Raw genomic sequence first — 21,013 nt, 5'->3', positions numbered from 1 at the left:
TAGGGGCGCGGACGGGTCACACACCGAGGTGGGCGCCGCCGGAGGCGTCGATCCACTGGCCGGTCACCCAGCGGGCGTCGTCGCTCGCGACGAAGGAGACGACGTCGGCGATGTCCGCCGGGTCGCCGAGCCGGCCGAAGGTGGAAGCCTCGGAGTAGCGGCGGCGGATCTCCGGGACGGCGAGGGTGGGGTTGATCTCCGTCTCGGTGTAGCCGGGTGCGACGGCGTTGACGGTGATGCCCCGGGGGCCCAGTTCCTGGGCGAGGGAGAGGGTGAGGTAGTCGAGGGCGGCCTTGGTCATGGTGTACGAGACGATCGCCGGGAAGGCGACGCGGGTCGCGACGGAGGAGATGTTGACGATCCTGCCGCCGTCCCGCAGGCGGTCCAGTCCGCGCTGGATGATGAAGAACGGTGCCTTGGTGTTGATCGCGAAGACGCGGTCGTAGTCGGCCTCGGTCACCTGGGCGAGCGGACGCGGGAGGGTGATGCCCGCGTTGTTGACGAGGATGTCCAGGCCCTCCGGGGCGTCCTGCTCCGCCAGGGCCCGGTCGAAGGCGGACCACAGGGTGTCGGCGTCGCCGGGGACACCGAGTTCGGCGTGTACGGGGAAGGCACGGCCGCCGTCGGCCTCGATCTCCTTGACGGTGCGTTCGGCGGCCGTCAGGTCGTGGCCGTAGTGGACCGCCACCAGGGCGCCCTCGCGGGCGAGACGGCGGCTGACGGCTCTGCCGATGCCCCGGCTGCCTCCGGTGACCAGGGCGGTCTTCCCCGCGTGGCGGGCGGTGGCGGTCATCGTGGGTCTCCTTCGCTGTCGGGCGTACGGGTCAGGCGTCGAAGTCGAGGGTGATCTCGGGGGTGCGCGGCCGGGCCCGGCAGACGAGGGTGTAGCCGGTGGCGCGGTCCCGCTCGTCCAGGGCGTGCTGGCGGTCCGCCGTCACCTGCCCGGACAGGACCTTCGCGCGGCAGCTGCCGCACACGCCCTCACGGCAGGCGTACGGCACGTCGGGGTGGGCGCGCAGCAGCGCGTCGAGGAGGGCAGGGTCGTGCGGCAGGACGGTGGTGGCACGGGGGCGCCCGTCGAGCAGGGCGGTGACCCGGGTCTCCCCCGTCTCCGGTGCCGGTCCGGTCCTCTTCGGTGGCGGCCCGGTCGTCTCCGGTGGCCGCGGTGCCGTGTCGTCGGACGTGAACAGTTCCCAGCGGACGAGCGACGGATCGGCTCCCTCGTCGGCCAGGACCCGCCGTGCGGTGTCGACGAGGCCGGGCGGTCCGCACAGGGCGAACGTGGTGTCCGGGCCGGGACGGGCGTCCACGGCCGCCAGCAGGCGGCGCAGCCCGGCCGTGTCCAGCCGCCGCGCGAGCGGGCCGCCCCCGCTCCGCGGGTCCTCACGGGTCAGCACGTACAGGACGGTGAGGCGGTCGACGAACTCGTCCTTCAGCTCGGCCACCTCGTCGGCCAGCAGGGCGTCGGCGGAGGTGCGGACCGAGTGGACGAGGCTGACGCGGCAGGCCGGGTCCCGGCGCAGCGCGTGGGCGGCCATCGGGGCCAGGGGGGTGATGCCGGTGCCGCCCGCGAGCAGGACGTGGTGGGCGCCGGGCAGCTCCGGCAGGGCGAAGGTCCCGGTGGGCGGGGAGAGTTCGAGGTGGTCGCCGGGTGCGAGCCGGGTAGTGGCGTGCTCGCCGAAACCGCCGGGGCCGGACCGTTTGATCACCAGGCGGAGCGTCTCGGGGGCGTGCGGTGGCGGGCAGAGCGAGTAGCTGCGGCGCAGTGCGGCGCCGGCCCGGCGGTGCCGAACGGTGACGTGCCGGCCGGGGTGGTGGGTGAAGACGTCGCGCAGTGCGGCGGGCACGTCCAGGGTGACGGCCACCGTGTCGGCGGTCAGGTGCCGGACCTCGGTGACCTCCAGCGGGTGCCAGCCGGTGCGGCGGGGCGGGCCGGCCGGTACCCCGTCGAGGGGAGCGGGCGGGATGGTGGCGGTGTCCACGGTGTGCCTCACAGCGCGGTCAGGTGGGGGAAGGGCTCGCGGCACGCCGTGCACCACAGCACCGACTGGCAGCGGGAGGGCCCGAAGAGGCTGTGCGGCCGGGTGGCCCGTGAGCCGCAGTGCGGGCAGGGCACCGCGACCGGTTCGACGGTGACCGGGCCGGCGGGGGCCGGGGACACGGGCGGGGCGATGCCGTGCGCGGCGAGCTTGCGCCGTCCCTCGGGGGTGACGCGGTCCGTCGTCCAGGGCGGTGTCAGGACCTGCCGGACGCGGCCCTCGGGGTGGCCGCAGTCGGCCAGGACCTCCCGTACGGCGGCGGTGATCTCGGGCAGCGCGGGGCAGCCCAGGTAGGTGGGCGTGATCTCCACCTCCAGTACGCCGTCGGCGCCCGGGGCGACGGAGCCCACCACGCCGAGGTCGCCCAGGCCGATCACCGGCAGTTCCGGGTCCGGAAGCGCCTCCACCCGCTCGCGCACCTCCTCGGCGGAGCGGCGGGCCGTGGACGGTGCGGGCCCGTTCACCAGGCACCTCCGGGGAACTGCCGTCGTACCGACTGCAGTTCGGCGATCAGCGGGCCGAACTCCTCGGTGTGCAGGCCCGAGCGGCCTCCCGTGGCCGACCAGGTGGGCGTGGGCACGGTGAGTCCCGCCCCGGTGACGACGCCGGTGACCCGGTCGAGCCACGTCTCGCGCAGAGGCGCCGGTGAGGGCACGGTGCCGGAGGCGGCCAGACGGCGCAGTACGTCGTCCTCCTCGAAGAGTTCGCCGGTGTACGGCCACACCCGTTCCAGGCCGTGCCGCATGCGGCGGGCGCTCTCCTCGGTGCCGCGTCCCAGGGTCACCGTCCAGCGGTCCGCGTGCAGCCGGTGGAAGGCGACCTCCTTGGCGGCGCGCGCCCCGAACGCGGCGAGTTCGGGGTCGGCGCGGTGCGCGAGCGCCTCGTAGTACAGGACGGCGTAGTGGGTGTAGGCGAGCTGCCGGGCCACGGTCGTCGCGAAGTCCCCGTTGGGGAGTTCGGTCAGCAGGGCGTTGGTGAACTCGCGTTCCGAGCGGCCGTAGGCGAGGTCGTCCTCGGTGCGGCCGGTTCCGTCGAGCCGTCCGGCCCGGGTGAACAGGGCGCGGGCGTGGCCGATGAGGTCGAGGGCGATGTTGGACAGGGCCAGGTCCTCGTCGACGGTCGGCGCGCGGGTGATCCACTGGCACAGGCGCTGCCCGAGGACGAGGGCGTCGTCGCCGAGGCGCAGGAGATGGCGGGCCAGGTCGGGCTCGGTGGACGGCCCTTCGCCCGGCGGGGTGCCCGGGCGTACCGCCGGGAGGTCACTCGTGGTGCTCACCTTCGGGGCCTTTCTCGGTCAGCGGCGCGTAGTGCTCGGTGTGGCGGTACGGCTTGTGGCGGGCGCCCGCGAAGTACGCGTCGCGTTCGTCCGGGGAGACCGTGTGCACGGCGTCGGATCGGACCACCCACAGCGACAGGGGGTCGCCCCGGCGGGTGTACAGGTCGCGGGCGGCGGCCAGCGCCGCGTCCGGGCCGGCCGCGCGCACCGACCCCGCGTGCTGGTGGGCCAGGCCCCGGCGGGCCCGCAGGAAGACCTCCCAGGACGCCGGCGCGCCCTCCGGTGCCCCGCTCATGCGTCCCCTCCTGTCGTCGTGTCCGTCCGGGCGGCGTACGCGGCGGCGGCCCGGCGGACCCAGGCGCCGTCCTCGTGCGCGGCCCTGCGGTGCGCGATCCGCTGCCGCGCCCAGTGGGTGTCGTCGCCCAGCGCCTCGCGGTAGGTGTCCCAGTCGACCGGGGTGAAGTCGTAGTGGCCGCGTTCCTCGTTCCAGCGGATCGCCGGGTCGGGCAGCGTCAGGCCGAGGCGTTCGGCCTGGGGCACGCAACTGTCGACGAAGCGCTGGCGCAGTTCGTCGTTGGTGTGGCGCTTGATGCCCCAGGCGATCGCGCGGCGGGAGACCGCGGCGCCCAGCGCGGCGGTCCGCGCGTCGGCGCCGCCCGCCTCGGTGTCGGGCGGCCCGAACATCAGCGCCACGGCCGGCAGCCACCAGCGGTTCACCGCGTCCTGCGCCATCTCCTTCTGCTGCGGCGTCCCCTCGCACAGGGCGCGCATCAGGTCGTAGCCCTGCCGCACGTGGAAGGCCTCCTCCTGGCAGACGCGGCGCATCGCCCGGGCGTACGGCCCGTAGGAGGTGCGGCACAGGGGCGCCTGGTTGATGACGGCGGCACCGTCCGTCAGCCAGGCGATGGCCCCGGTGTCCGCCCAGGTCAGCGCGGGGTGGTTGAAGGTGGCGGAGGCGCGCTGCCGGCCGTGGTGCAGGGCGTCCAGCAGGTCGGCGCGGTCCACGCCGAGCGTCTCGGCGGCGGAGTACAGGTACAGGCCGTGACCGGCCTCGTCCTGGACCTTGGCGAGGAGGACCGACTTGCGGTGCAGGGACGGGGCGCGGGTGAGCCAGGCGCCCTCCGGCTGCATGCCGATGATCTCGGAGTGGGCGTGCTGGGCGATCTGGCGGACCAGCATGCGGCGGTATCCGTCGGGCATCCAGTCGCGCGATTCGATCGTCCCGCCGCCGGCGACGAGCGCGTCGAAACGGGCGAGCAGCTCGTCCTCGTCCGCGGGGGCGGTGGTGGCCGAGGCGCTCACCGGGTACCGCCCGGGCGTCCGGTGACCGCCGCGGCGGTGCCGTGCTGCGGGCACCGTCCCGGGGTCCTGACCCGTACCGGCTGCCTGGGCACGCGCATCACTCCTTCGGCTCGGGACCGCCCGCGGGGGGCGGGCGGAGCGGGTGGCTTCGTTGCGGTAAGAGGCCGGGCGGGCGGCCCCGCTATCCCCGCCGCGCGAGGTTCGGGCGCGTGACAAAGCTCACGGACCGGCCCGGGGAGTGGGACCGGGCCGCACCCGCCTCTTCAGGGGGTGACAGTCGTAACACCGCGCGGCGGCCGGCACGCCGAGGCGAAAGGGGAAACCATGAGCACCATCAGGGAGTTGCTGGTCGAACTCACCGGTACGGCCGAGTACGCCGACCAGGTCGGCGACGACGTCGACCTGGCCGCCAGTGGCATCGACTCCGGGGACCTGGTGCGCCTCGTCCTCCTGGTCGAGCAGCGGCTCGGCGTGGAGATCACCGCCCGGGACATGGAGGAGCTGCGCACGATCGGCGACTACGAGCGCTTCGTGGCCGAGCACGCGGTCGCCGGTGCGAGCGGCGGTGCGTGATGTGGCTGACGCAACTGCTGGAACGCAACCGTCAGTGCCGGCCCGGCGGGACCGCGCTGGTCGACGAGGAACGCAGCGTCACCTGGGCCGAGTTCCACGACCGCACGCTGGAACTGGCACGCGGGCTGGCCGACCTGGGCATCGAGCGGGGTGACCGGGTCGCCGTGCTCTCCAAGGACCGGATCGAGGTCCTGGAGAGCTACTTCGCGCTGGCCCGGCTCGGCGCGCTGTTCGTGCCGCTGAACCACAGCCTGGCCGAGCCCGAGGTCGCCGGGATCGTCGAGCGCGTCGGCGCGGTGGCGGTCCTCGGTGAGTCCGAGCTGCTGGACCGGCACACCGAACTGCCGGCGTCGGTACGGATCCGGCTGGCCCTCGACAAACCCGCCTTCGCGGCGCTGGGCACCCTGGCCACCGAACGGGACCTGCCGGACGTCGCCGACACCGACCCGATCGCCGTGCTGCACACCTCGGCGACCACCGGGCAGGCCAAGGGCGTCACCGTCGACAGCGCGTCGTTCCGGGCCATCGCCCTGGGCTGGCTGGTGATGGCCCGCCCCACCGACGACATCGTCATGGTCAACTGCTGCCCGCTGTACCACGGCAGCATGGTCGTGTCGCTGACCTACCTGGCGGCCGGCGCGACGGTCGTGCTGATGCCCGGCTTCACCCCGCAGCGGGCGCTGTCCGCGGTGGAGCGGCACCGCGCCACGCACATGTGGCTGGTGCCGCAGATGCTGCGCTTCATGCTGCAGGCCCGGGCGTCCCACCGTGCCGACCTGTCCTCCCTGCGGGAGGTCCTGTACGGGGCCGCCCCCATGCCGCTCGACGTCTACGCGGAGGCGGTCGAACGGCTCGGCTGCGGCTTCCGGCAGGTGTACGGCATGACCGAGGTGGGCGGCCCGTTCGTCACGCTCGGCCCCGACGAGCACCCCGCCCCCGGGGACGTCACCGTCCGTATCCCGTGCGGGCGGGTCGTGCCGGGCATGTCCGCCCGCGCGGTGGACGAGGGCGGCCGGGAGCTGCCGCCCGGCGAGACCGGGGAGATCGTGGTGCGCGGGCCGGGCGTCATGCGGGGCTACTGGAACGACCCGGAGGCCACCCGTGAGATCACCCTCGACGGCTGGATCAGGACGGGCGACCTCGGCTTCATGGACGACGAGGGCCGCATCAGCCTGGTGGACCGCACGAAGGACGTGATCATCCGCGCGGGTCAGAACGTCTACCCCTCGGAGATCGAGCGCGCCCTGATGACCCACCCGGCGGTCCGGGACGCGGCGGTCGTCGGAATGCCCGACGAGGACTACGGCGAGGTGCCGCTGGCGTACGTGGTTCCGGAGCCGGACGCGGAAGCGGACGCGGCGGCGCTGCTCGCGCACGTCGCGGGGCTGCTCGCCCCGTACAAGCGCCCGCGACGGGTGGAGTTCATCGAGCAGGTGCCGCGCAATCCCGCCGGGAAGATCGTCAAGAAGCTGCTGCGGGTGTGAGCGCGCGCGGCGGCGGACGGTGACGTGGCCGCGCCGCGTCCGCTGCCGGCGGTCGGTGTACTCGGGCCGGCCGGCGCCCGCGGCTCATCATGGGCTTCCCCCTCCCCCGAGCATCGTCCCTGGGGAGGGGGAAGCCGTTCGTGCCGGGTCAGCGCTCCGGTGTACCGCCGTCCCGGTAGGAGCGCCGCGCCGTGTCGGCGGCCTTGTCGGTCTGGGCGTCGTACTTGTCGCCCGTCCGCCGGTCGACCGCTCGCTCGGCGCCCGCGACGCCCTTGTCGGCCTGGTCGGGGTGGCCCTTGGCCATCTGCTTGGCCTTGTTCATCATGTCGCCCAGCTTGCCCATGGGGTACCTCCCGTGAGTACACGTGCGTCGTACCCCGCCGCAGGTACCCCTCCGGCGGTGCGCGAATCACCCGGCCCCGCGCACCGCCGTCCCGTCCCTCATCCCCGGTCGCCCACCCGTGCGGCCATGTTCCCCGCCGGGTGCCGGTTGTCGTGGATGAGCTGGTGGGCGAGGCCTATCTCGTCGAAATCGAAGGTGCGGGACAGGCATGGGTCGATGATGCCCTGGTCGATCAGCCGGGTGACCTCACGTGCCTCGCGGGCGGTGGCGACGTGCGAGCCCTGCAGGCGCTTCTGCCGCATCCACAGGAACCGCAGGTCGACGTCGCCGTTGTAGCCGGTGGTGCCGCCGCACAGGACGACCATGCCGCCGTTGTCGCACAGGTACAGGGAGGTGGGGACGGTGTCGGCGCCGGAGTGCTCCAGCACGATGCGCGGGCTGCGGCGCTCGCCGAGCACCTCCCAGAAGGCCCGCCCGAAGGCGCGGGCCCCCGACAGCCAGCGGCCCATCGCCGCCTCGTCGGAGGTGTCCGGCAGCCGCCCCCAGTGGTCGAACCGGCGCCGGTCGATGAAGCCCTCGGCGCCCAGCTTGAGGCAGAACTCGCCGCGTTCCTCGCTGGAGACGACCGCGACGGGGATGCCGCCGACGTGCCGGACGAGCTGGATGGCGATGCAGCCGAGGCCGCCGGCGCCGCCCCAGATCAGCACCGGGTCGCCGGGGCGCACCGTGTGCGGCGGCCAGCCGAAGAGCTGACGGTAGGCGGTGGCCGCGGTCGCCATGTAGCAGGCGGCCTCCGCCCAGGACAGCCGGGCGGGCTTGGGGTGGCACATGTAGTCGTCGACGACGGCGAACTGGGCGAAGGAGCCGTAGTTCTCCTCGTACCCCCACACCCGCTGGCTGGTGGACCAGGTGGGGTCGCCGCCGAGGCGGATGTCGTCGGCCTTCTCGTCCCAGCGGTTGGCGAGGACGACGACCTCGTCGCCGAGCCTCACCCCGCGCACGTCCTCGCCGACCGCCCACACGATCCCGGACAGGTCGGAGCCACCGATGTGGAAGTCCTCGGTGGCGCCCGCCTTCTGCCGGGCGGCGATCACGTCGAGCGGCGAACCCAGAGCCGCCCAGACGTTGTTGTAGTTGATTCCGGCGGCCATCACCTTCACCAGGACCTGTCCGCGGCCCACGGGCGGGACGTCGACCACCTCGGTCCGGAAGGCGTCGACGGGCTGTCCGTAGCGCTCACGGCGGATCAGCGAGGCGTACATCCGCCGGGGTGCGGTGCCGATCTCGGGCGCGTCGCCGAGTTCGTAGAGTTCCTGGGTCGCTCTCACGCTGGTTCTCCTCAACGTGTGCTCAAGGGTGCTCAAGGGGAGGCCTGTTCAGCCGGCGAGGCCGCGCAGGGCCTTGGCGACCGTCTCGCCGATGCGGGCGATCGGATCGGGTTCGGTCATCTCGTAGTGTCCGCACGGCACTTGGTGGTCGTGCAGGGTGCCGTCGACGTGGGGCCGCCAGCTGTCCGCCTTGCCGGGCAGCACCGCCAGGTCGGCCGGGAAGTCCGTGGGTTCCTCCTCGGCCGCGCTGAAGAACAGCACGTCGCCCCGGAAGACGCCGGGGGTGAACTGGGGTGCGATGCGCAGGTTGTTGCGCATGACGGCGGCGATGGCGGCGGCCTCGGCGCGGGTGACGGGGGAACTCGACGGGTCGGCCGTGACCCGGGCGTCGATCCGGTCCAGGACGGTGTCGACGTCCGGGGGTGCCGCGCCGGGGTCGACGGGGAGTCCGGCCACCCGGGACAGCAGGGCCGCCACCTGGCGTTCGGCCGCGTCGGGGTCGTGGGCGGTGCCGTGCGGCTGGGGTGCGTCGAGCATGGCGAGGAGTTCGACCCGCTCGCCGTCGCGCTGGAGGGCGCAGGCCATGGCGTGTGCGACGAATCCGCCGTAGGACCAGCCCAGCAGCCGGTACGGGCCGTGCGGCTGCACCCGGCGCACCAGGTCGAGGTAGTGGGCGACCATGGCGGCGGCGTCGGGCGCGGGCGGGGTGGTGCCGTCGAGGCCGGCCGCCTGGATGCCGTGGACGGGCTGGTCGCCGCCGAGGTGGGGCAGCAGGCCCGTGTAGCGCCAGGACACGCCCGCGCCGGGGTGGACGCAGAACAGGGGCGTGGCGGTGCCTTCGGCGCGCAGCGGCAGCAGCGGGCTCAGCGCGGTCCGCGCCTTCCCCGTGGTGGTCCCGTCCGGTTCGTCGGCGGAGGCGAGGACCCCGGCCACCGTGGGCGCGGCCAGCAGGGTCGCCGCCGGGACGTCGAGGACGCCGGCCTGTCGGAGCCGGCCCGCCAGCAGCACGGCGCGCATGGAGTCGCCGCCGAGGTCGAAGAAGTTGTCGTGCAGGCCGATGCCGCCGATTCCCAGGGTCTCCTCCCAGAGCCGGGTCACCGCCTGTTCGCGGTCGGTGCGCGGCGGTACGTGCTCGGTCGTCAGCCGGGGCCGCGGGGCGAGGCCGGGACCGGTGTCCGTCGCGGCCGGGGTGTCGTCGGAGGCGGCGGGGCCGGTCCGGGCGCCGGGGGCGTCGATCCAGTGGCGCCGGCGTTCGAAGGCGTACGGGGGCAGCGGTGCCCGCCGGGGTGCGCCCGGCACGGGGGGCAGGGCGCTGTCCACGCCCGCGCTCCACAGCCGTCCCAGCGCCTCGGCGAGGACGAACCCGTCGGACGCCTCGGCCTTGGCGTGCCGCATGGTGGTCACGGTCACCGGTGCCTCGTCGGCGAGCCGGCCGGTGGCCAGCTTGGTCAGGGTGTCGCCCGGCCCGATCTCCACCAGGACGGGGTGCATGCGGTCCCAGAGGGCGGTGATGCCGTCGGCGAACCGCACGGTGTCGCGGGTGTGGTCGATCCAGTGCCGTACGGAGGTGGCCTGGGCGTCGGTGGCCCAGGTGCCGGTGACGTTGGTGACGTACGGGATGCGCGGGGGGCGCAGGGTGACCTGGCGGAGGTGGGTCTCGTAGGCCGGCAGGACCGGGTCCAGGACGTGGGAGTGGGCCGCGACGGGGATGCGCAGGCGGCGGAACGGCACGTTCCGGCGGGTGAGTTCGGCCTCGAAGCGGGTGACGGCGTCGAGGTGTCCGGCGACGGTGCATGCCTGGGGGCCGTTGACGGCGGCCAGGGACAGTTCGTCGTCGAGCAGCGGCCGGATCTCCTCGGCCGGGGCGGCGACGCCGACGGTGGCCCCGCCTGCGGAGCTGATGAGCCGGATGCGTTCGGTGACCAGGGGCAGCATGTCCGCCAGGTCGATGACGCCGGCCAGGCAGGCCGCCGTGTACTCGCCGAGCGAGTGGCCGATCAGCGCGTCGGGGCGCACGCCCGACTCGATGAGCGTGCGGGCCAGGGCGTACTCGGTGACCACGAGCCCGAGGAAGGCGGAGATGTCGTCGGGCCGCCGTTCCTCGAAGAGGGCGGTGCGCAGGTCGGCGCCGAGGACGGGCCGCAGGACGCGGGCGCACTCGTCGACGGTGTCGCGGTACACGGTGTGGTCGCGGTACAGCTCCGCTCCCATGCCGGGGTACTGGGTGCCGCCGCCGGGCAGCAGGAACGCCACGCGGGCCGGCTCGTCGGAGAGCGGCGGGGTGAGGGGGGCGGCGGAGCGCAGCGCGTCGAGGGCCTCGTCGCGGGAGGCCGCCGTGACGGTGAGCCGGTGGCGCAGGGCGGGCCGGTCGGTGCGCAGGGAGTGGGCCACGTCGTCCAGCCGCAGTTCCGGGCGGCGTTCGAGGTGCCGGGCGAGTGCCTCGGCCTGGCCGCGCAGGGCACCGGCGGTACGGGCGGACAGGGGCAGCACCAGGCGGCGGTCGTCCTCGGGCGGGCGCGGCGCGGCGGGGGCGGCGGGCGGGGCCTCCTCCAGGACGACGTGGGCGTTGGTGCCGCCGATGCCGAAGGCGCTGACGGCGGCGCGGCGGGGGTGGTCGCCCGCGGGCCAGTCCTCCAGGGCGGTGGGCACGCGGAAGGGGCTCGTGTCGAAGTCGATGAGCGGGTTGGGGCGGTCGAAGTGCAGGCTCGGCGGGATCTGCCGGTGTTCCAGGGCCAGGACCGCCTTGATGAGTCCGGCGATGCCGGCGGCGGCTCCGAGGTGGCCGATGTTGGTCTTGACCGAGCCGAGCGCACAGAATCCGGTGTGTTGCGTGCTCTGCCGGAACGCCTCCGTCAGGGCGGACACCTCGATCGGGTCGCCGAGTTTCGTGGCGGTGCCGTGCGCCTCGACCAGGCCGATGGTGCCGGCGTCGACCTCCGCCTGGGCCTGGGCGGCGAGGACGACCTCGGTCTGTCCGGGGGCGCTGGGCGCGCTGAAGCCGACCTTGCGGCGGCCGTCGTTGTTGACGGCGCTGCCGCGGATGACGGCGCGGATGCGGTCGCCGTCGGCGAGGGCGTCCTCCAGCCGTTTGAGCACGACGGCTCCCACACCGTCGCCGGAGGAGGTGCCGGCGGCGTCCGCGGCGAAGGCGCGGCAGTGGCCGTCGGGCGAGAACGGCCCGTCGGGCACGTGGCGGTAGCCGAGGACGGCGGAGGGGTTGAGGGAGACGGCGGCGGCGAGCGCGGTGTCGCAGCGGTGGTCCAGCAGGTCCTGGCAGGCGGTGTGCACGGCGACCAGCGCGGTGGAGCAGGCCGTCTGGAGCGACACGCTCGGGCCGGTGAGGCCCAGTTCGTAGGAGACGCGGGTGGCGAGGGTGCCGAGGGAGTTGGCGGTGGCCGCGTGGACGAGCGCCACCGAGCCGGGCTGCCCGGCGAAGCGCGGGTACACGTGGGCCGGGTAGTAGCGGCTGTCGCCCGCGCCCGCGTACACGCCGAACGCCTCGCCCGTACGGTCCCCGCCGAGGCAGCCGGCGTCCTCCAGGGCGTGGTAGGCCGTCTCCAGCAGCAGCCGCTGCTGCGGGTCGACGACGGCGGCCTCGGCGGGGCTGTAGCCGAAGAAGCCGGAGTCGAAGCGGTCGATGCCCTCGACGACCGACGCCATCCGGACCAGTGCCGGGTCTTCCAGGTCGCGCGGGTCGCCGCCCGCGGCGAGGAACTCCTCGTCGGTGACGGGCCGGATCGCCTCCCGGCCGGCCGCGAGGTTCTCCCAGAAGGCGTCGAGGTCGTCGGCGCCGGGGAAGCGGCCCGCCATGCCGATGACGGCGACGGCGGGGAGGTCCTCGTCATGGGGTGTGGTGGTGTCGTGCACGGCCTGTGCCTCGTCCTCTCCCGGCTCGGTGGTGTCGTGCGGGGACTTCGTCTCGTTCCGGCCCGGCCCGGTGGGTTCACGCACGGCCCCGGTCCTTCCCGTGCCGTGCGGCGCGGCGCGCGCGGGCGGCGCGCTGGCGCTGTGCTTGTTCCCTGGCGTGGTCCAGGCCGCCGCCGGCCTCCGGCCGGGGTGACGGTTCGGCGTCCGCCGCCGGGGCGGCGCCGCGTTCCGACAGGTGGCGGGCGAGGTCCCGGACGGTGGGGTGCGCGAACAGGTCGACCACCGACAGGTCGGTGCCGAAGGCGCGGTTGACGGCGGTCCGGGCGGTGACCAGGAGCAGGGAGTTGCCGCCCAGGTCGAAGAAGTTCTCGTCCCGGCCCACCCGGTCGCGTCCCAGGACGCCGCACCACACCTCGGCGAGCCGGTGCTCCAGCCGCCGCGGGTCCTCTCCCGTCTCCGTCTCGTCCGGGCGTGCTGTGGTGCCCGCCGAGCGCAGTGTCCACGCGTCGGACAGGCCGGCCGCGCGGGCGCCGTCGGCCGCCGCGCGGTACAGGGCACCCAGGTCGGTGCCGTCCTCCAGACCGACGCGCGCGGCCAGGCGCCGCACCTGCCGCACGGGGGCCACGACGTGGCTGCGGACCCAGGGGGCGGTGCGGTCGGCGCCGATCAGCAGGTGCGGCTCGTCCAGGGAGCGGGCCAGGTCGAAGGAGCGCAGCGCGGCGGGGACGTCGAGCAGCCGGTAGCCGCGGGCCTCGGTGAGCGCGGTGAGCCCGTAGCCGCGGCTCATGCCGCGCTCGCGCCACATGCTCCAGGCCAGGGACTGCGCGGGCAGGCCGAGGGCGCGGCGGTGGTGGGCGAGGGCGTCCAGGTAGGCGTTGGCGGCGGCGTAGGCGGCGTTCATGGCGCCGCCGAAGAAGCCGTTCACCGAGGAGAAGGTGACGAAGGAACCGACCGGGTGGTCGGCGGTGAGCCGGTGCAGCGTCCACGCGCCGCGCACCTTGGCCTCCAGCGCCCGGCGCCAGGTGGCGGCGTCCAGCTCCCCCACGGGCCGTTCCACGAACGTGCCGGCCAGGTGCAGCACCGACCCCAGGGGCACGCCCCACGCCTCGGCGGCGGCCTCCACCGCGGCCCGCACCTGGCGTTCGTCGGTGACGTCGGCGCGGGCGTAGCGGACCTCGCCCAGCTCGCTCAGCCGCGCCGGAACGGCGGCCTCGGCTGCCGGTGTGCGGCCCACGATCAGCAGCCGGGTGCCGGGGGTGCGGAGCAGGTGCGCCGCGATCTCGACGCCGACGCCGCCCAGTCCGCCGGTGAGCAGGGTGAAGCCGTCGTGGGCGGACGGCTCGACGCGGGACGGGGTGTCGGACAGGGGGGCGAGGCGGCGTACGTACCGGTGCCCGTCGCGGTACGCCACCTCCGCGCCGTCCGCGGTGACCGTCGCCTCGGCCAGCAGGACGGGCAGCGGGTCCGCGCCCTCGTCCGGTGCGAGGTCGAGGTGCGTGGCACGCAGCCAACCGGACTCCTCGGCCAGTGACTTGAGGAGCGCGCCCGCCATGGCGTGGGCCGGGGAGGGGCGGTCGCCGGGGCGCACGGCCTGGGCACCCGCCGTCACGTGGACGAGGTCGACGGGACGCTGCCGTCCGGGCCGGGTGGTGAGGGCGCGGGCGAACGCGAGCAGTCGCTCCGCGCCGGTCGTGTCGTCCGGTGCCGTCTCCGGATCCTCCGTGCCGCGCAGCCCGTCGATGTGGAGGACGGCGTCGACCGGCCGCTGGTCGTGCTCCAACTGCCCCAGCAGCACGCCGTAGTCGGCTTCCTCGGCGGGCCGCACCCTGTAGTGCGCGGCGTCGAGCCGGGCGTACGACGCTGCCTCGCCGACCACCGTGCACAGGCCGCCGGCGGACCGCAGCGCGTCGGCGAGCCGTTCCGCGAGCTTTCCGGCCCGGGGGTCGCCGCCCGCCAGGACGAGGGTGTGCCGGCCGGACGCCGTCGCAGGGGCACCGGGGTGTTCCGTCCGCTGCCACACCGGTCGCAGGAACCAGTCGGGGACGGTCGTGGCGGTGCCCAGCAGCATCTGGGTCCGGCGGACCTCGTCGTCGAAGTCGCCCGCCTCGAAGCCCTTGCGCAGCTTGGTGCGCTGGATCTTGCCGATCTCGGTCTTGGGCACGGCGTCCCGCGCGACCGGGATCAGGAAGGAGGGGCTGACGCCGATCTCCCGGGTGACCTTGCCGGCGATCTCGCGGAGGGCGCCGGCCGGTTCGGCGGCGGCTTCGGGAGTGAGGTGGAAGAACAGGGCCAGTTCGTCGGTGGGCGACGACGGGTCGGTGCGCACCGCGACCGCGGCGGTGAAACTCCGCTCCACGTACGGCAGTTCCTCGACGCAGGACTCGATCTCGTGGCTGTAGTGGTTGACGCCGTTGACGATGATGACGTCCTTGGCGCGGCCGGTGATGTACAGCTCGCCGTCCCGCAGGAACGCCAGGTCGCCGGTGTCGAACCAGCCGTCCTCGGTGAACGCCTCCGCGTTGGCCGCCGCGTTGTCGTGGTAGCCGCCGGTCACGGAGGTGCCGCGGACCTGGAGCCGGCCGGCCTCGTCCTCCTTCAGGAGGGTGCCCTGCTCGTCGACGACCCGCATGGCGAACCCCGGGTAGGGCCGGCCGCAGCTGACGAAGGCGCCCTCGGTGGCGTCGGGTTCGCCGGGCAGGACGGCATCGGTCACCACGGAGCAGGTCTCGGACATGCCCCAGCCGGGGTGCATCACGTGCTGCGGCAGGCCGAACGGCTTCAGCGCGTGCAGGAACCTGCGGGCGGCCTGGGCGACGACGACCTCGCCGGCGTTCATCGCCAGCCGCATCGGTGACAGGTCCCAGGTGCGGTCGGTGAAGCGGTGGGACTGCTCGGCGAGGAGTCCGAAGGCGAAGTTGGGCGCCCAGGTGACGGTGACCCGGTGCCGGTCGGCGAGGTCCATCCAGCGCAGCGGGTCCTCGAGGACCCAGGAGGTGGGGGCGTGGATCTGGCGGCAGCCCAGGTACACGTCCCGCAGGTGGAACATGACCACGCCGGTGACGTGGTCGAGCGGGATCCAGTTCAGGGAGACGTCGTCCGCGCCGAGCCCGTTCAGCTGCTCGGTGGCGGCGGAGCGGGTCAGCACGTTGCGGTGGGTGAGCCGCACCGCCTTGGGCAGGCCGGTGCTGCCGGACGTCATCAGCATCAGCAGGAGGTCGTCCGGCCCGGCGGGGTGCCAGTCGTGGTCCTCGGGCGCCTCGCGCAGCGCGTCGGCCGTGGTGAGCCGCAGGTCGGGCCAGGCCTGCCGGGCGGCGAGGGCGCGCAGCCCGGCCTCACGGCCGGCGGAGCACACGACCTGGGGCCGGCCGAGCATCCGCCAGATGCCCTCCAGTTTGGTCAGCGCCGCCGAGGGGGTGTCGTAGGAGACGGGGACGGTCAGCGGGACGGCGACGAAGCCGCCGAGGACGCAGCCCCACAGCACGGCGATGAAGTCCTCGGTGGCGTCGCACTGGAGGATGACCCGGTCGCCCGGGCGCAGGCCCGCCCGGCGCAGACCGGCGAGGACGCGGGAGGCCTCGGGGATCAGGGAGGCGTAGGTGCGCCGGTGTTCGCCGCCGTCGGCGTGGACGTGGACGATGTCGCCCCGGCCCCGTTCGGCGGCGCGGCGCAGGGCCTCGGCCCAGCTCGGCACGGACGGCTCGGTCAGGGCGGGGCCCTCGCTGAGCGCCGGGACGGCGGACGCGCGGTCGGTGCGGGCGGGGGCGGGTCGCGTGGTGCGGTCGGGCAGGCCGGCGTGGCGGCGGTCCAGTTCCCCGGGGGTGTTCTCCGCCGTCACCTCGGCGGTGGTGACGCCGGGGAGGGCGGTCAGGTGCTCCCGCCAGGTCCCGGCCGCGGTGCGGTCGACGGCGGGCAGGGCGCGCAGCGCCGCGGTGTCCACGGTTCCGTCCGCCGCGCGGGGCAGCACGTTCACCGCCGTGACGCGGACGGTGTCGTGGCCGGCGCGGTCCAGGGCGTCCTCGACGCGTTCGGCGGCGTCCGCCCGCCCCGGCACCACGTACAGGCGCGGTGGGGTGCCGTCGGTGCCGGGCAGGGCGCGGACGTCGCGGATGCCGGGCACGGCGAGGGCCGCGTGCTCCAGTTCCGCGGGGTCGGTCGCGGCCGGGGCGGGGGTGCGCCCGGGGAGCGCGGGCAGTTCCGCGAGGCGGGTCCCGGGGTCGGCGCCCACCGTGCGCAGGGTCTCGTGCAGGGCGTGGGTGAACGCCTCGGCGGTGCCGGCGTCGTAGAGGTCGGTGGCGTACTCGACGTGCAGGGTCAGGCCGTCGGGGGCGCCTTCGGGAGTGTGGTGTTCCAGGACGTCCACGAAGAGGTCGAACTTGGCGGTTCCGGTGGCGGTGGGCCGCAACTCGGCTCGGGTGGAGTCGAGTTCGAGGACGGCGGGTGTGTTGTTCTGCAGGGCCAGCATCACCTGGAACAGGGGGTGCCGGCCGGGTGTGCGGGGCGGGTTGAGGTCGTCCACCAGCCGGTCGAAGGGCAGGTCCTGGTGGTCGAGGGCGGCCAGGTCGGTGGTGCGCAGCCGGGCGAGGAGCTCCCGGAAGGCGGGGTCGCCCGAGGTGTCGGCGCGCAGCACCAGGGTGTTGGTGATCAGGCCGATCAGGGGATCCAGCGCGGGTTCGGTGCGGCCGGCGACGGGGGTGCCGAGGACGATGTCCTCGCCGGCGCCGCAGCGGGTGAGCAGGGCGCCGACGGCGGCGTGCAGCACCATGAACAGGCTGGCGCCCTCGCGGTCGGCGAGGCGCAGCAGGGTGCGGTGCAGGGCGGCGTCGACGGTGGCCTCGACGTGGGCGCCGCCGCCGCGCGGTGCGGTGGGACGCGGCCGGTCGCCGGGCAGGGTGCACTCCTCGGGCAGGCCGTCCAGCGCGGTGCGCCAGTGGGAGGTGAGCCGCTCCAGCAGGCCCGGGCCGTCCGGTCCGGGGGCCAGCAGGGCGCGCTGCCACAGCGCGTAGTCGGCGTACTGCGCCGGCAGCGGGGTCCACGTGGGTGTCCGGCCGGCCCGGCGGGCCGCGTAGGCGGTGCTCAGGTCGGCGGCGAAGGGGCCGAGCGACCAGCCGTCGGCCGCGCTGTGGTGCAGGACGAACAGCAGCACCCGCTCGCTGCCGGTGCCCAGCAGCCAGGCGGTGAGGGGGCTTTCGGCGGTGAGGTCGAAGCGGTGCCGCAGCGCGGCGGTGACGTGGGCGGCGGTCTCCGCGGCGGGGCAGTCGACGTGCCGCAGTACCGGGCGCAGCTCCCCCGGCGGCAGGATGCGCTGGTGGGGGACGCCGTCGTGCTCGGCGATCACCGTCCGCAGGATCTCGTGGCGGTCGGCCAGGTCGCCGAGGGCCGACCGGAGCGCCTCGGTGTCGAGGCCGGCGCCGACCGGGACGAGGAGCGGGATGTTGTAGGTGGCCGCTCCCTCGTCGAGCCGGTTCAGGAACCACATGCGTTCCTGGGCGAAGGACAGGGGCACCCGCTGCGGGCGTGCGGCGTCGCCGAGGACCGGCCGGGGCGGGGTGTCGTCCGCCCGTACGTCGAGCCGCCGGGCGAGGGCGGCCGGGGTCGGCGTATCGAACAGGGCGGTGAGGGGGATCTCGGCGCCGGTCCCGTGCCGCAGGCGGGCCAGCAGGCGGGTGGCGAGGAGGGAGTCGCCGCCCAGGTCGAAGAAGTTGACGTCGGTTCCCACGGTGTCCCGCGGCAGTTTCAGGACGTCCTCGAACAGGGCGCATACCAGGGCTTGTCCCGGTGTCGCGGGGCGGGTGCCGGACGCGGCGGCGGTGAAGTCGGGGTCGGGCAGGGCCTGGGCGTCGAGCTTGCCGTTCGCGGTCAGCGGCAGTGTGTCCACCGGGACGCAGGCGGCCGGGACCATGTGCTCGGGCAGGTGGGCGGCGGCGTGGGCGCGCAGTTCGGCGGGGTCCACGGGTCCGTCGCCCGCGGGGACGGTGTAGGCGACGAGGTGCAGGGCACCGCTGCCGGCGCGGCGGGGCACGACGGCGGCGCGGGCGACGCCCGGATGGGCGGCGAGGACGGCCTCGATCTCGCCGGGTTCGACGCGGAAGCCGCGCAGCTGCACCTGGGCGTCGGCGCGGCCGACGTAGTCGAGCGTGCCGTCGGGGCGGCACCGGGCCAGGTCGCCCGAACGGTACATGCGGGTGCCGGGCGGGCCGTAGGGGTCGTCGAGGAAGCGTTCGGCGGTCAGCTCGGGCCGGTTCAGGTATCCGGCGGCGACGCCGGCGCCGGAGACGTACATCTCGCCGGTCGCGCCGGGCGGCACCGGGCGACCCGCGGCGTCCAGCAGGTGGACGCGGAGGTCGGCGAGCGGGGTGCCGATGACGCTGCCGCGGCGCGGATCGTCCAGGTCGGCGCGGGTGAGGCGGTGGTGGGTGACGTGCACGGTGGTCTCGGTGATGCCGTACATGTTCACCAGCGCCGGGCGGTCCAGGCCGTGCCGGTCGGCCCAGGGGCGCAGCCGCGCGGGGCGCAGGGCCTCGCCGCCGAAGACGACGTAGCGCAACGCCCCGGTGTCCCCGGCCCGTTCCAGGTCGGCGTCGATCAGCTGCTCGAAGGCGGACGGCGTCTGGTTGAGGACCGTCACGCCCTCGCGGTGCAGCAGCTCCAGGAACTCCCTCGGCGAGCGGCTGACGGCGTACGGCACGACGACGACCCGGCCGCCGTGCAGCAGGGCGCCCCAGATCTCCCACACGGAGAAGTCGAAGGCGTAGGAGTGGAACAGCGCCCACACGTCGTCGGGGCGGAAGTCGAAGTGTGCGGACGCGGCGGCGAAGAGCCGTACGACGTTCGCGTGCGGGACGGGCACGCCCTTGGGGCGGCCGGTGGAGCCGGAGGTGTGGATGACGTACGCGGTGTCGGACGGGCTCACCGGCCCGTTCCGGTCGGCGTCGCTCAGGTCGGTGGCGGGGCGGCGGGCGAGGTCCGCCGCGACCTCCGGGTCGTCCAACCGGACGACGGGGACGGCATCGTGGGCGAGGTGGGCGTGGGCGCGCTCGGTGACGAGGACGACGGGGGCCGCGTCCTCGACGACCAGCCGCAGCCGCTCGGCCGGGTGGCCGGGGTCCAGGGGCAGGTAGGCGGCGCCGGTCTTGAGGACGGCCAGCAGGGCGGGCAGCAGCCGCACGCCGCGCTCCAGGGCCAGCGCCACCACCCGGCCGGGGCCGGCGCCGTGTTCGGTCAGCAGCCGGGCCAGGCGGTTGGCCTCGGCGTTGAGCTCGGCGTACGTGAGCCGTTCGTCCCCGCAGGTGACGGCGGTCCGCTCGGGCCCGGCCGCCGCCCGCTCCTCGAACAGCTCCGTGAGGGTCCGCTCGACCGGATACGTGTGCACGGGCGTGTCGCGGGGGTGTTCGCCCGGCAGCAGGATGTCCAGGTCGCGCAGCGGCGTCGTCGGCTCCGCCTCGGCCAGCCGACGCAGCAGTGTGAGGAACCGGTCGCGGTGCAGGGCGAGTTCGTCTTCCCCGTACAGGGCGGGGTTGGCGTCGAGGGCCAGCCACAGTCCGCCGGGGCGGGCGCCGGGGCGCACCGAGATCTGGAGGTCGTCGACGGCTCCGCCGGACAGGTGGTGCCAGGTGGTGGGGTGTCCGCCGAAGACCGGGGACTCGTCGAACGGGACGATGTTGAGGACCGGCCCGTACAGCCGGCGTCCGGTGCCCAGCAGGCCCAGGTCGCGGCGGAGGAACTCGCCCCGGTAGCGCTGGTGGCGGCGCAGCGCCTCCAGTTCGCCGGCGACGGCCCGCGCCAGCTCGGCGAGGGGCGTGCCGGGGGCGGCGGCCACGCGCAGCGGGAGGACGTCGGAGGCGGTGCCGGGGGTGCGCAGGGCGGCGCTGCCGAGCCGGCTCATGGTGGCCAGGCCCAGCACCAGGTCCCCGGCGCCGGTCATGCGGTGCAGGTAGGCGGCGGTGGCGGCGGTCAGCAGGTCGGTGCGCCGGACGCCGAGGCGGGCCGCGGCGGCGTCGAGGGCTTCGGTCTCGGCGGGCGTCAGTTCGGCGGTGCGGCGCAGGAAGGGCGCGGTGGGGGCGGCCGTACGGGAGGTGAGGCGGGCGGGCTCCGGCAGGCCGGCCAGGCGCCGCGCCCAGTGGTCGCGGTCGCGGGCGTACCGCTCGGAGGCGCGGTAGGCCGCCTCTTCCTCGTGGAGCCGGCTCACCGGCGCGAAGCCGCAGGGGTCCGGCTCGCGCCCCTCGGCCAGGGCGTTGTACGTCTCGGCCAGGCGCCGCCCGAGGAGCTTGTAGCTGTAGCCGTCGAGCAGGAGGTGATGGGCTCTCAACAGCCAGAGGAACCGGTCGGGGGCCAGGGTCAGCAGGGTGTGGGCGAACAGCGGGCCCTTGTCCAGGTCCACGGGGGCCGCGAGATCGGCGCGGACGTGGGCCCACGCGGCGGCTTCCGGATCGTCGGCGCCGCTGACGTCGACCCGGTGCAGGGGCCAGTCGTCCGCGTCCGGAGCGAGGTGGCAGCACGGGCCGTCGCCGGTGTCGGCGAAACGCAGGGCGAAGGTGTCGGCCTCACCGACGGTGCGCCGCAGCGCGGTCTCGAACAGGGCGGTGTCGAGAGGGCCGTGGATCTCCACCGCCTCCGCCGTGTTGTACGCGGCGCTGTCCGGTGCGAGCCGCCCGGCGTACCAGAGGCCCTCCTGGGCTCCGGACAGCGGTCGACGTTCGTCCTCCTGGAGTGACATAGCACAACCCTCACGTGGCAAGCCGTAATGTCCCGGACGGCGAAGGCCCGGCCGGATCGGACGGGTACGGCCACCGCTCCGCGCCGCC

Annotated in this window: 12 protein-coding genes; 2 read left to right on the top strand and 10 right to left on the bottom strand. The window is 75.0% G+C overall.

Annotation, left to right across the window (positions count from 1 at the left end; translation table 11 throughout):
• Positions 1–16: 16 nt before the first annotated feature.
• From ACF1DX_RS26905 to paaA, 6 genes are read right to left on the bottom strand one after another with little or no spacing between them, the layout of a single operon-like run.
• Positions 17–793: an SDR family oxidoreductase gene (locus tag ACF1DX_RS26905; protein ID WP_391793704.1), complete on the bottom strand. Its 777-nt coding sequence runs from the start codon at positions 791–793 to the stop codon at positions 17–19.
• Between the two features lie 31 nt (positions 794–824).
• Positions 825–1,982 carry a 2Fe-2S iron-sulfur cluster-binding protein gene (locus ACF1DX_RS26900; protein WP_391793703.1) on the bottom strand — a complete coding sequence of 386 codons (1,158 nt, stop codon included), beginning with the start codon at positions 1,980–1,982 and terminating at the stop codon, positions 825–827.
• Positions 1,983–1,990: 8 nt separating this feature from the next.
• A complete protein-coding gene (gene paaD / locus ACF1DX_RS26895) occupies positions 1,991–2,503 on the bottom strand; it encodes a 1,2-phenylacetyl-CoA epoxidase subunit PaaD (protein ID WP_391793702.1) in 513 nt (170 codons plus the stop codon).
• A complete protein-coding gene (gene paaC / locus ACF1DX_RS26890) occupies positions 2,500–3,240 on the bottom strand; it encodes a 1,2-phenylacetyl-CoA epoxidase subunit PaaC (protein ID WP_391793774.1) in 741 nt (246 codons plus the stop codon). Before paaC ends, paaD begins: the two co-directional genes overlap by 4 nt.
• A 58-nt stretch (positions 3,241–3,298) precedes the next feature.
• Entirely contained in the window at positions 3,299–3,610 is a 312-nt protein-coding gene (gene paaB / locus ACF1DX_RS26885) for a 1,2-phenylacetyl-CoA epoxidase subunit PaaB (protein ID WP_391793701.1), read from the bottom strand.
• The gene (gene paaA, locus ACF1DX_RS26880) at positions 3,607–4,617 is read right to left on the bottom strand and encodes a 1,2-phenylacetyl-CoA epoxidase subunit PaaA (RefSeq protein WP_391793773.1); all 1,011 of its coding nucleotides are present in this window, start codon (positions 4,615–4,617) and stop codon (positions 3,607–3,609) included. The genes paaB and paaA overlap by 4 nt, the downstream gene beginning before the upstream one ends.
• 324 nt (positions 4,618–4,941) lie before the next feature.
• On the opposite strand from paaA, the gene ACF1DX_RS26875 reads away from it, so the two are divergent.
• Together ACF1DX_RS26875 and ACF1DX_RS26870 are read left to right on the top strand one after the other, a co-directional pair.
• The gene (locus tag ACF1DX_RS26875; RefSeq protein ID WP_391793700.1) at positions 4,942–5,190 is read left to right on the top strand and encodes an acyl carrier protein; all 249 of its coding nucleotides are present in this window, start codon (positions 4,942–4,944) and stop codon (positions 5,188–5,190) included.
• A complete protein-coding gene (locus ACF1DX_RS26870) occupies positions 5,190–6,674 on the top strand; it encodes a class I adenylate-forming enzyme family protein (RefSeq protein ID WP_391793699.1) in 1,485 nt (494 codons plus the stop codon). Before ACF1DX_RS26875 ends, ACF1DX_RS26870 begins: the two co-directional genes overlap by 1 nt.
• A 148-nt stretch (positions 6,675–6,822) precedes the next feature.
• Here ACF1DX_RS26870 and ACF1DX_RS26865 read toward each other — a convergent pair whose 3' ends face one another.
• The 4 genes from ACF1DX_RS26865 to ACF1DX_RS26850 all read right to left on the bottom strand — a co-directional run bounded on the left by ACF1DX_RS26865 (position 6,823) and on the right by ACF1DX_RS26850 (position 20,925).
• Positions 6,823–7,017 (bottom strand): antitoxin, encoded by a 195-nt coding sequence (locus tag ACF1DX_RS26865; protein ID WP_391793698.1) that lies wholly within the window; start codon positions 7,015–7,017, stop codon positions 6,823–6,825.
• Positions 7,018–7,115: 98 nt separating this feature from the next.
• On the bottom strand, positions 7,116–8,345 hold the full coding sequence (ccrA, locus tag ACF1DX_RS26860) for a crotonyl-CoA carboxylase/reductase (RefSeq protein ID WP_391793697.1): 1,230 nt from the start codon (positions 8,343–8,345) through the stop codon (positions 7,116–7,118).
• A 48-nt stretch (positions 8,346–8,393) separates the two neighbouring features.
• Positions 8,394–12,296 carry a type I polyketide synthase gene (locus ACF1DX_RS26855; protein ID WP_391793696.1) on the bottom strand — a complete coding sequence of 1,301 codons (3,903 nt, stop codon included), beginning with the start codon at positions 12,294–12,296 and terminating at the stop codon, positions 8,394–8,396.
• Positions 12,289–20,925, bottom strand: a complete 8,637-nt coding sequence (locus tag ACF1DX_RS26850) for an amino acid adenylation domain-containing protein (protein WP_391793695.1) — start codon at positions 20,923–20,925, stop codon at positions 12,289–12,291. Before ACF1DX_RS26850 ends, ACF1DX_RS26855 begins: the two co-directional genes overlap by 8 nt.
• Positions 20,926–21,013 lie beyond the last annotated feature (88 nt).

Origin of the sequence: Streptomyces sp. NPDC014676 (assembly GCF_043084105.1) — a bacterium.
In the GTDB taxonomy this organism is placed as follows: domain Bacteria; phylum Actinomycetota; class Actinomycetes; order Streptomycetales; family Streptomycetaceae; genus Streptomyces.
This window is presented reverse-complemented; position numbering and strand designations above follow the sequence as displayed.

Excerpts from the sequence above, each read along its gene's own strand:
- ACF1DX_RS26905 (WP_391793704.1), bottom strand. The coding sequence starts at position 793 with ATGACCGCCACCGCCCGCCACGCGGGGAAGACCGCCCTGGTCACCGGA.
- paaB (WP_391793701.1), bottom strand. The coding sequence starts at position 3,610 with ATGAGCGGGGCACCGGAGGGCGCGCCGGCGTCCTGGGAGGTCTTCCTG.
- ACF1DX_RS26875 (WP_391793700.1), top strand. The coding sequence starts at position 4,942 with ATGAGCACCATCAGGGAGTTGCTGGTCGAACTCACCGGTACGGCCGAG.
- ACF1DX_RS26870 (WP_391793699.1), top strand. The coding sequence starts at position 5,190 with ATGTGGCTGACGCAACTGCTGGAACGCAACCGTCAGTGCCGGCCCGGC.
- ACF1DX_RS26865 (WP_391793698.1), bottom strand. The coding sequence starts at position 7,017 with ATGGGCAAGCTGGGCGACATGATGAACAAGGCCAAGCAGATGGCCAAG.
- ACF1DX_RS26850 (WP_391793695.1), bottom strand. The coding sequence starts at position 20,925 with ATGTCACTCCAGGAGGACGAACGTCGACCGCTGTCCGGAGCCCAGGAG.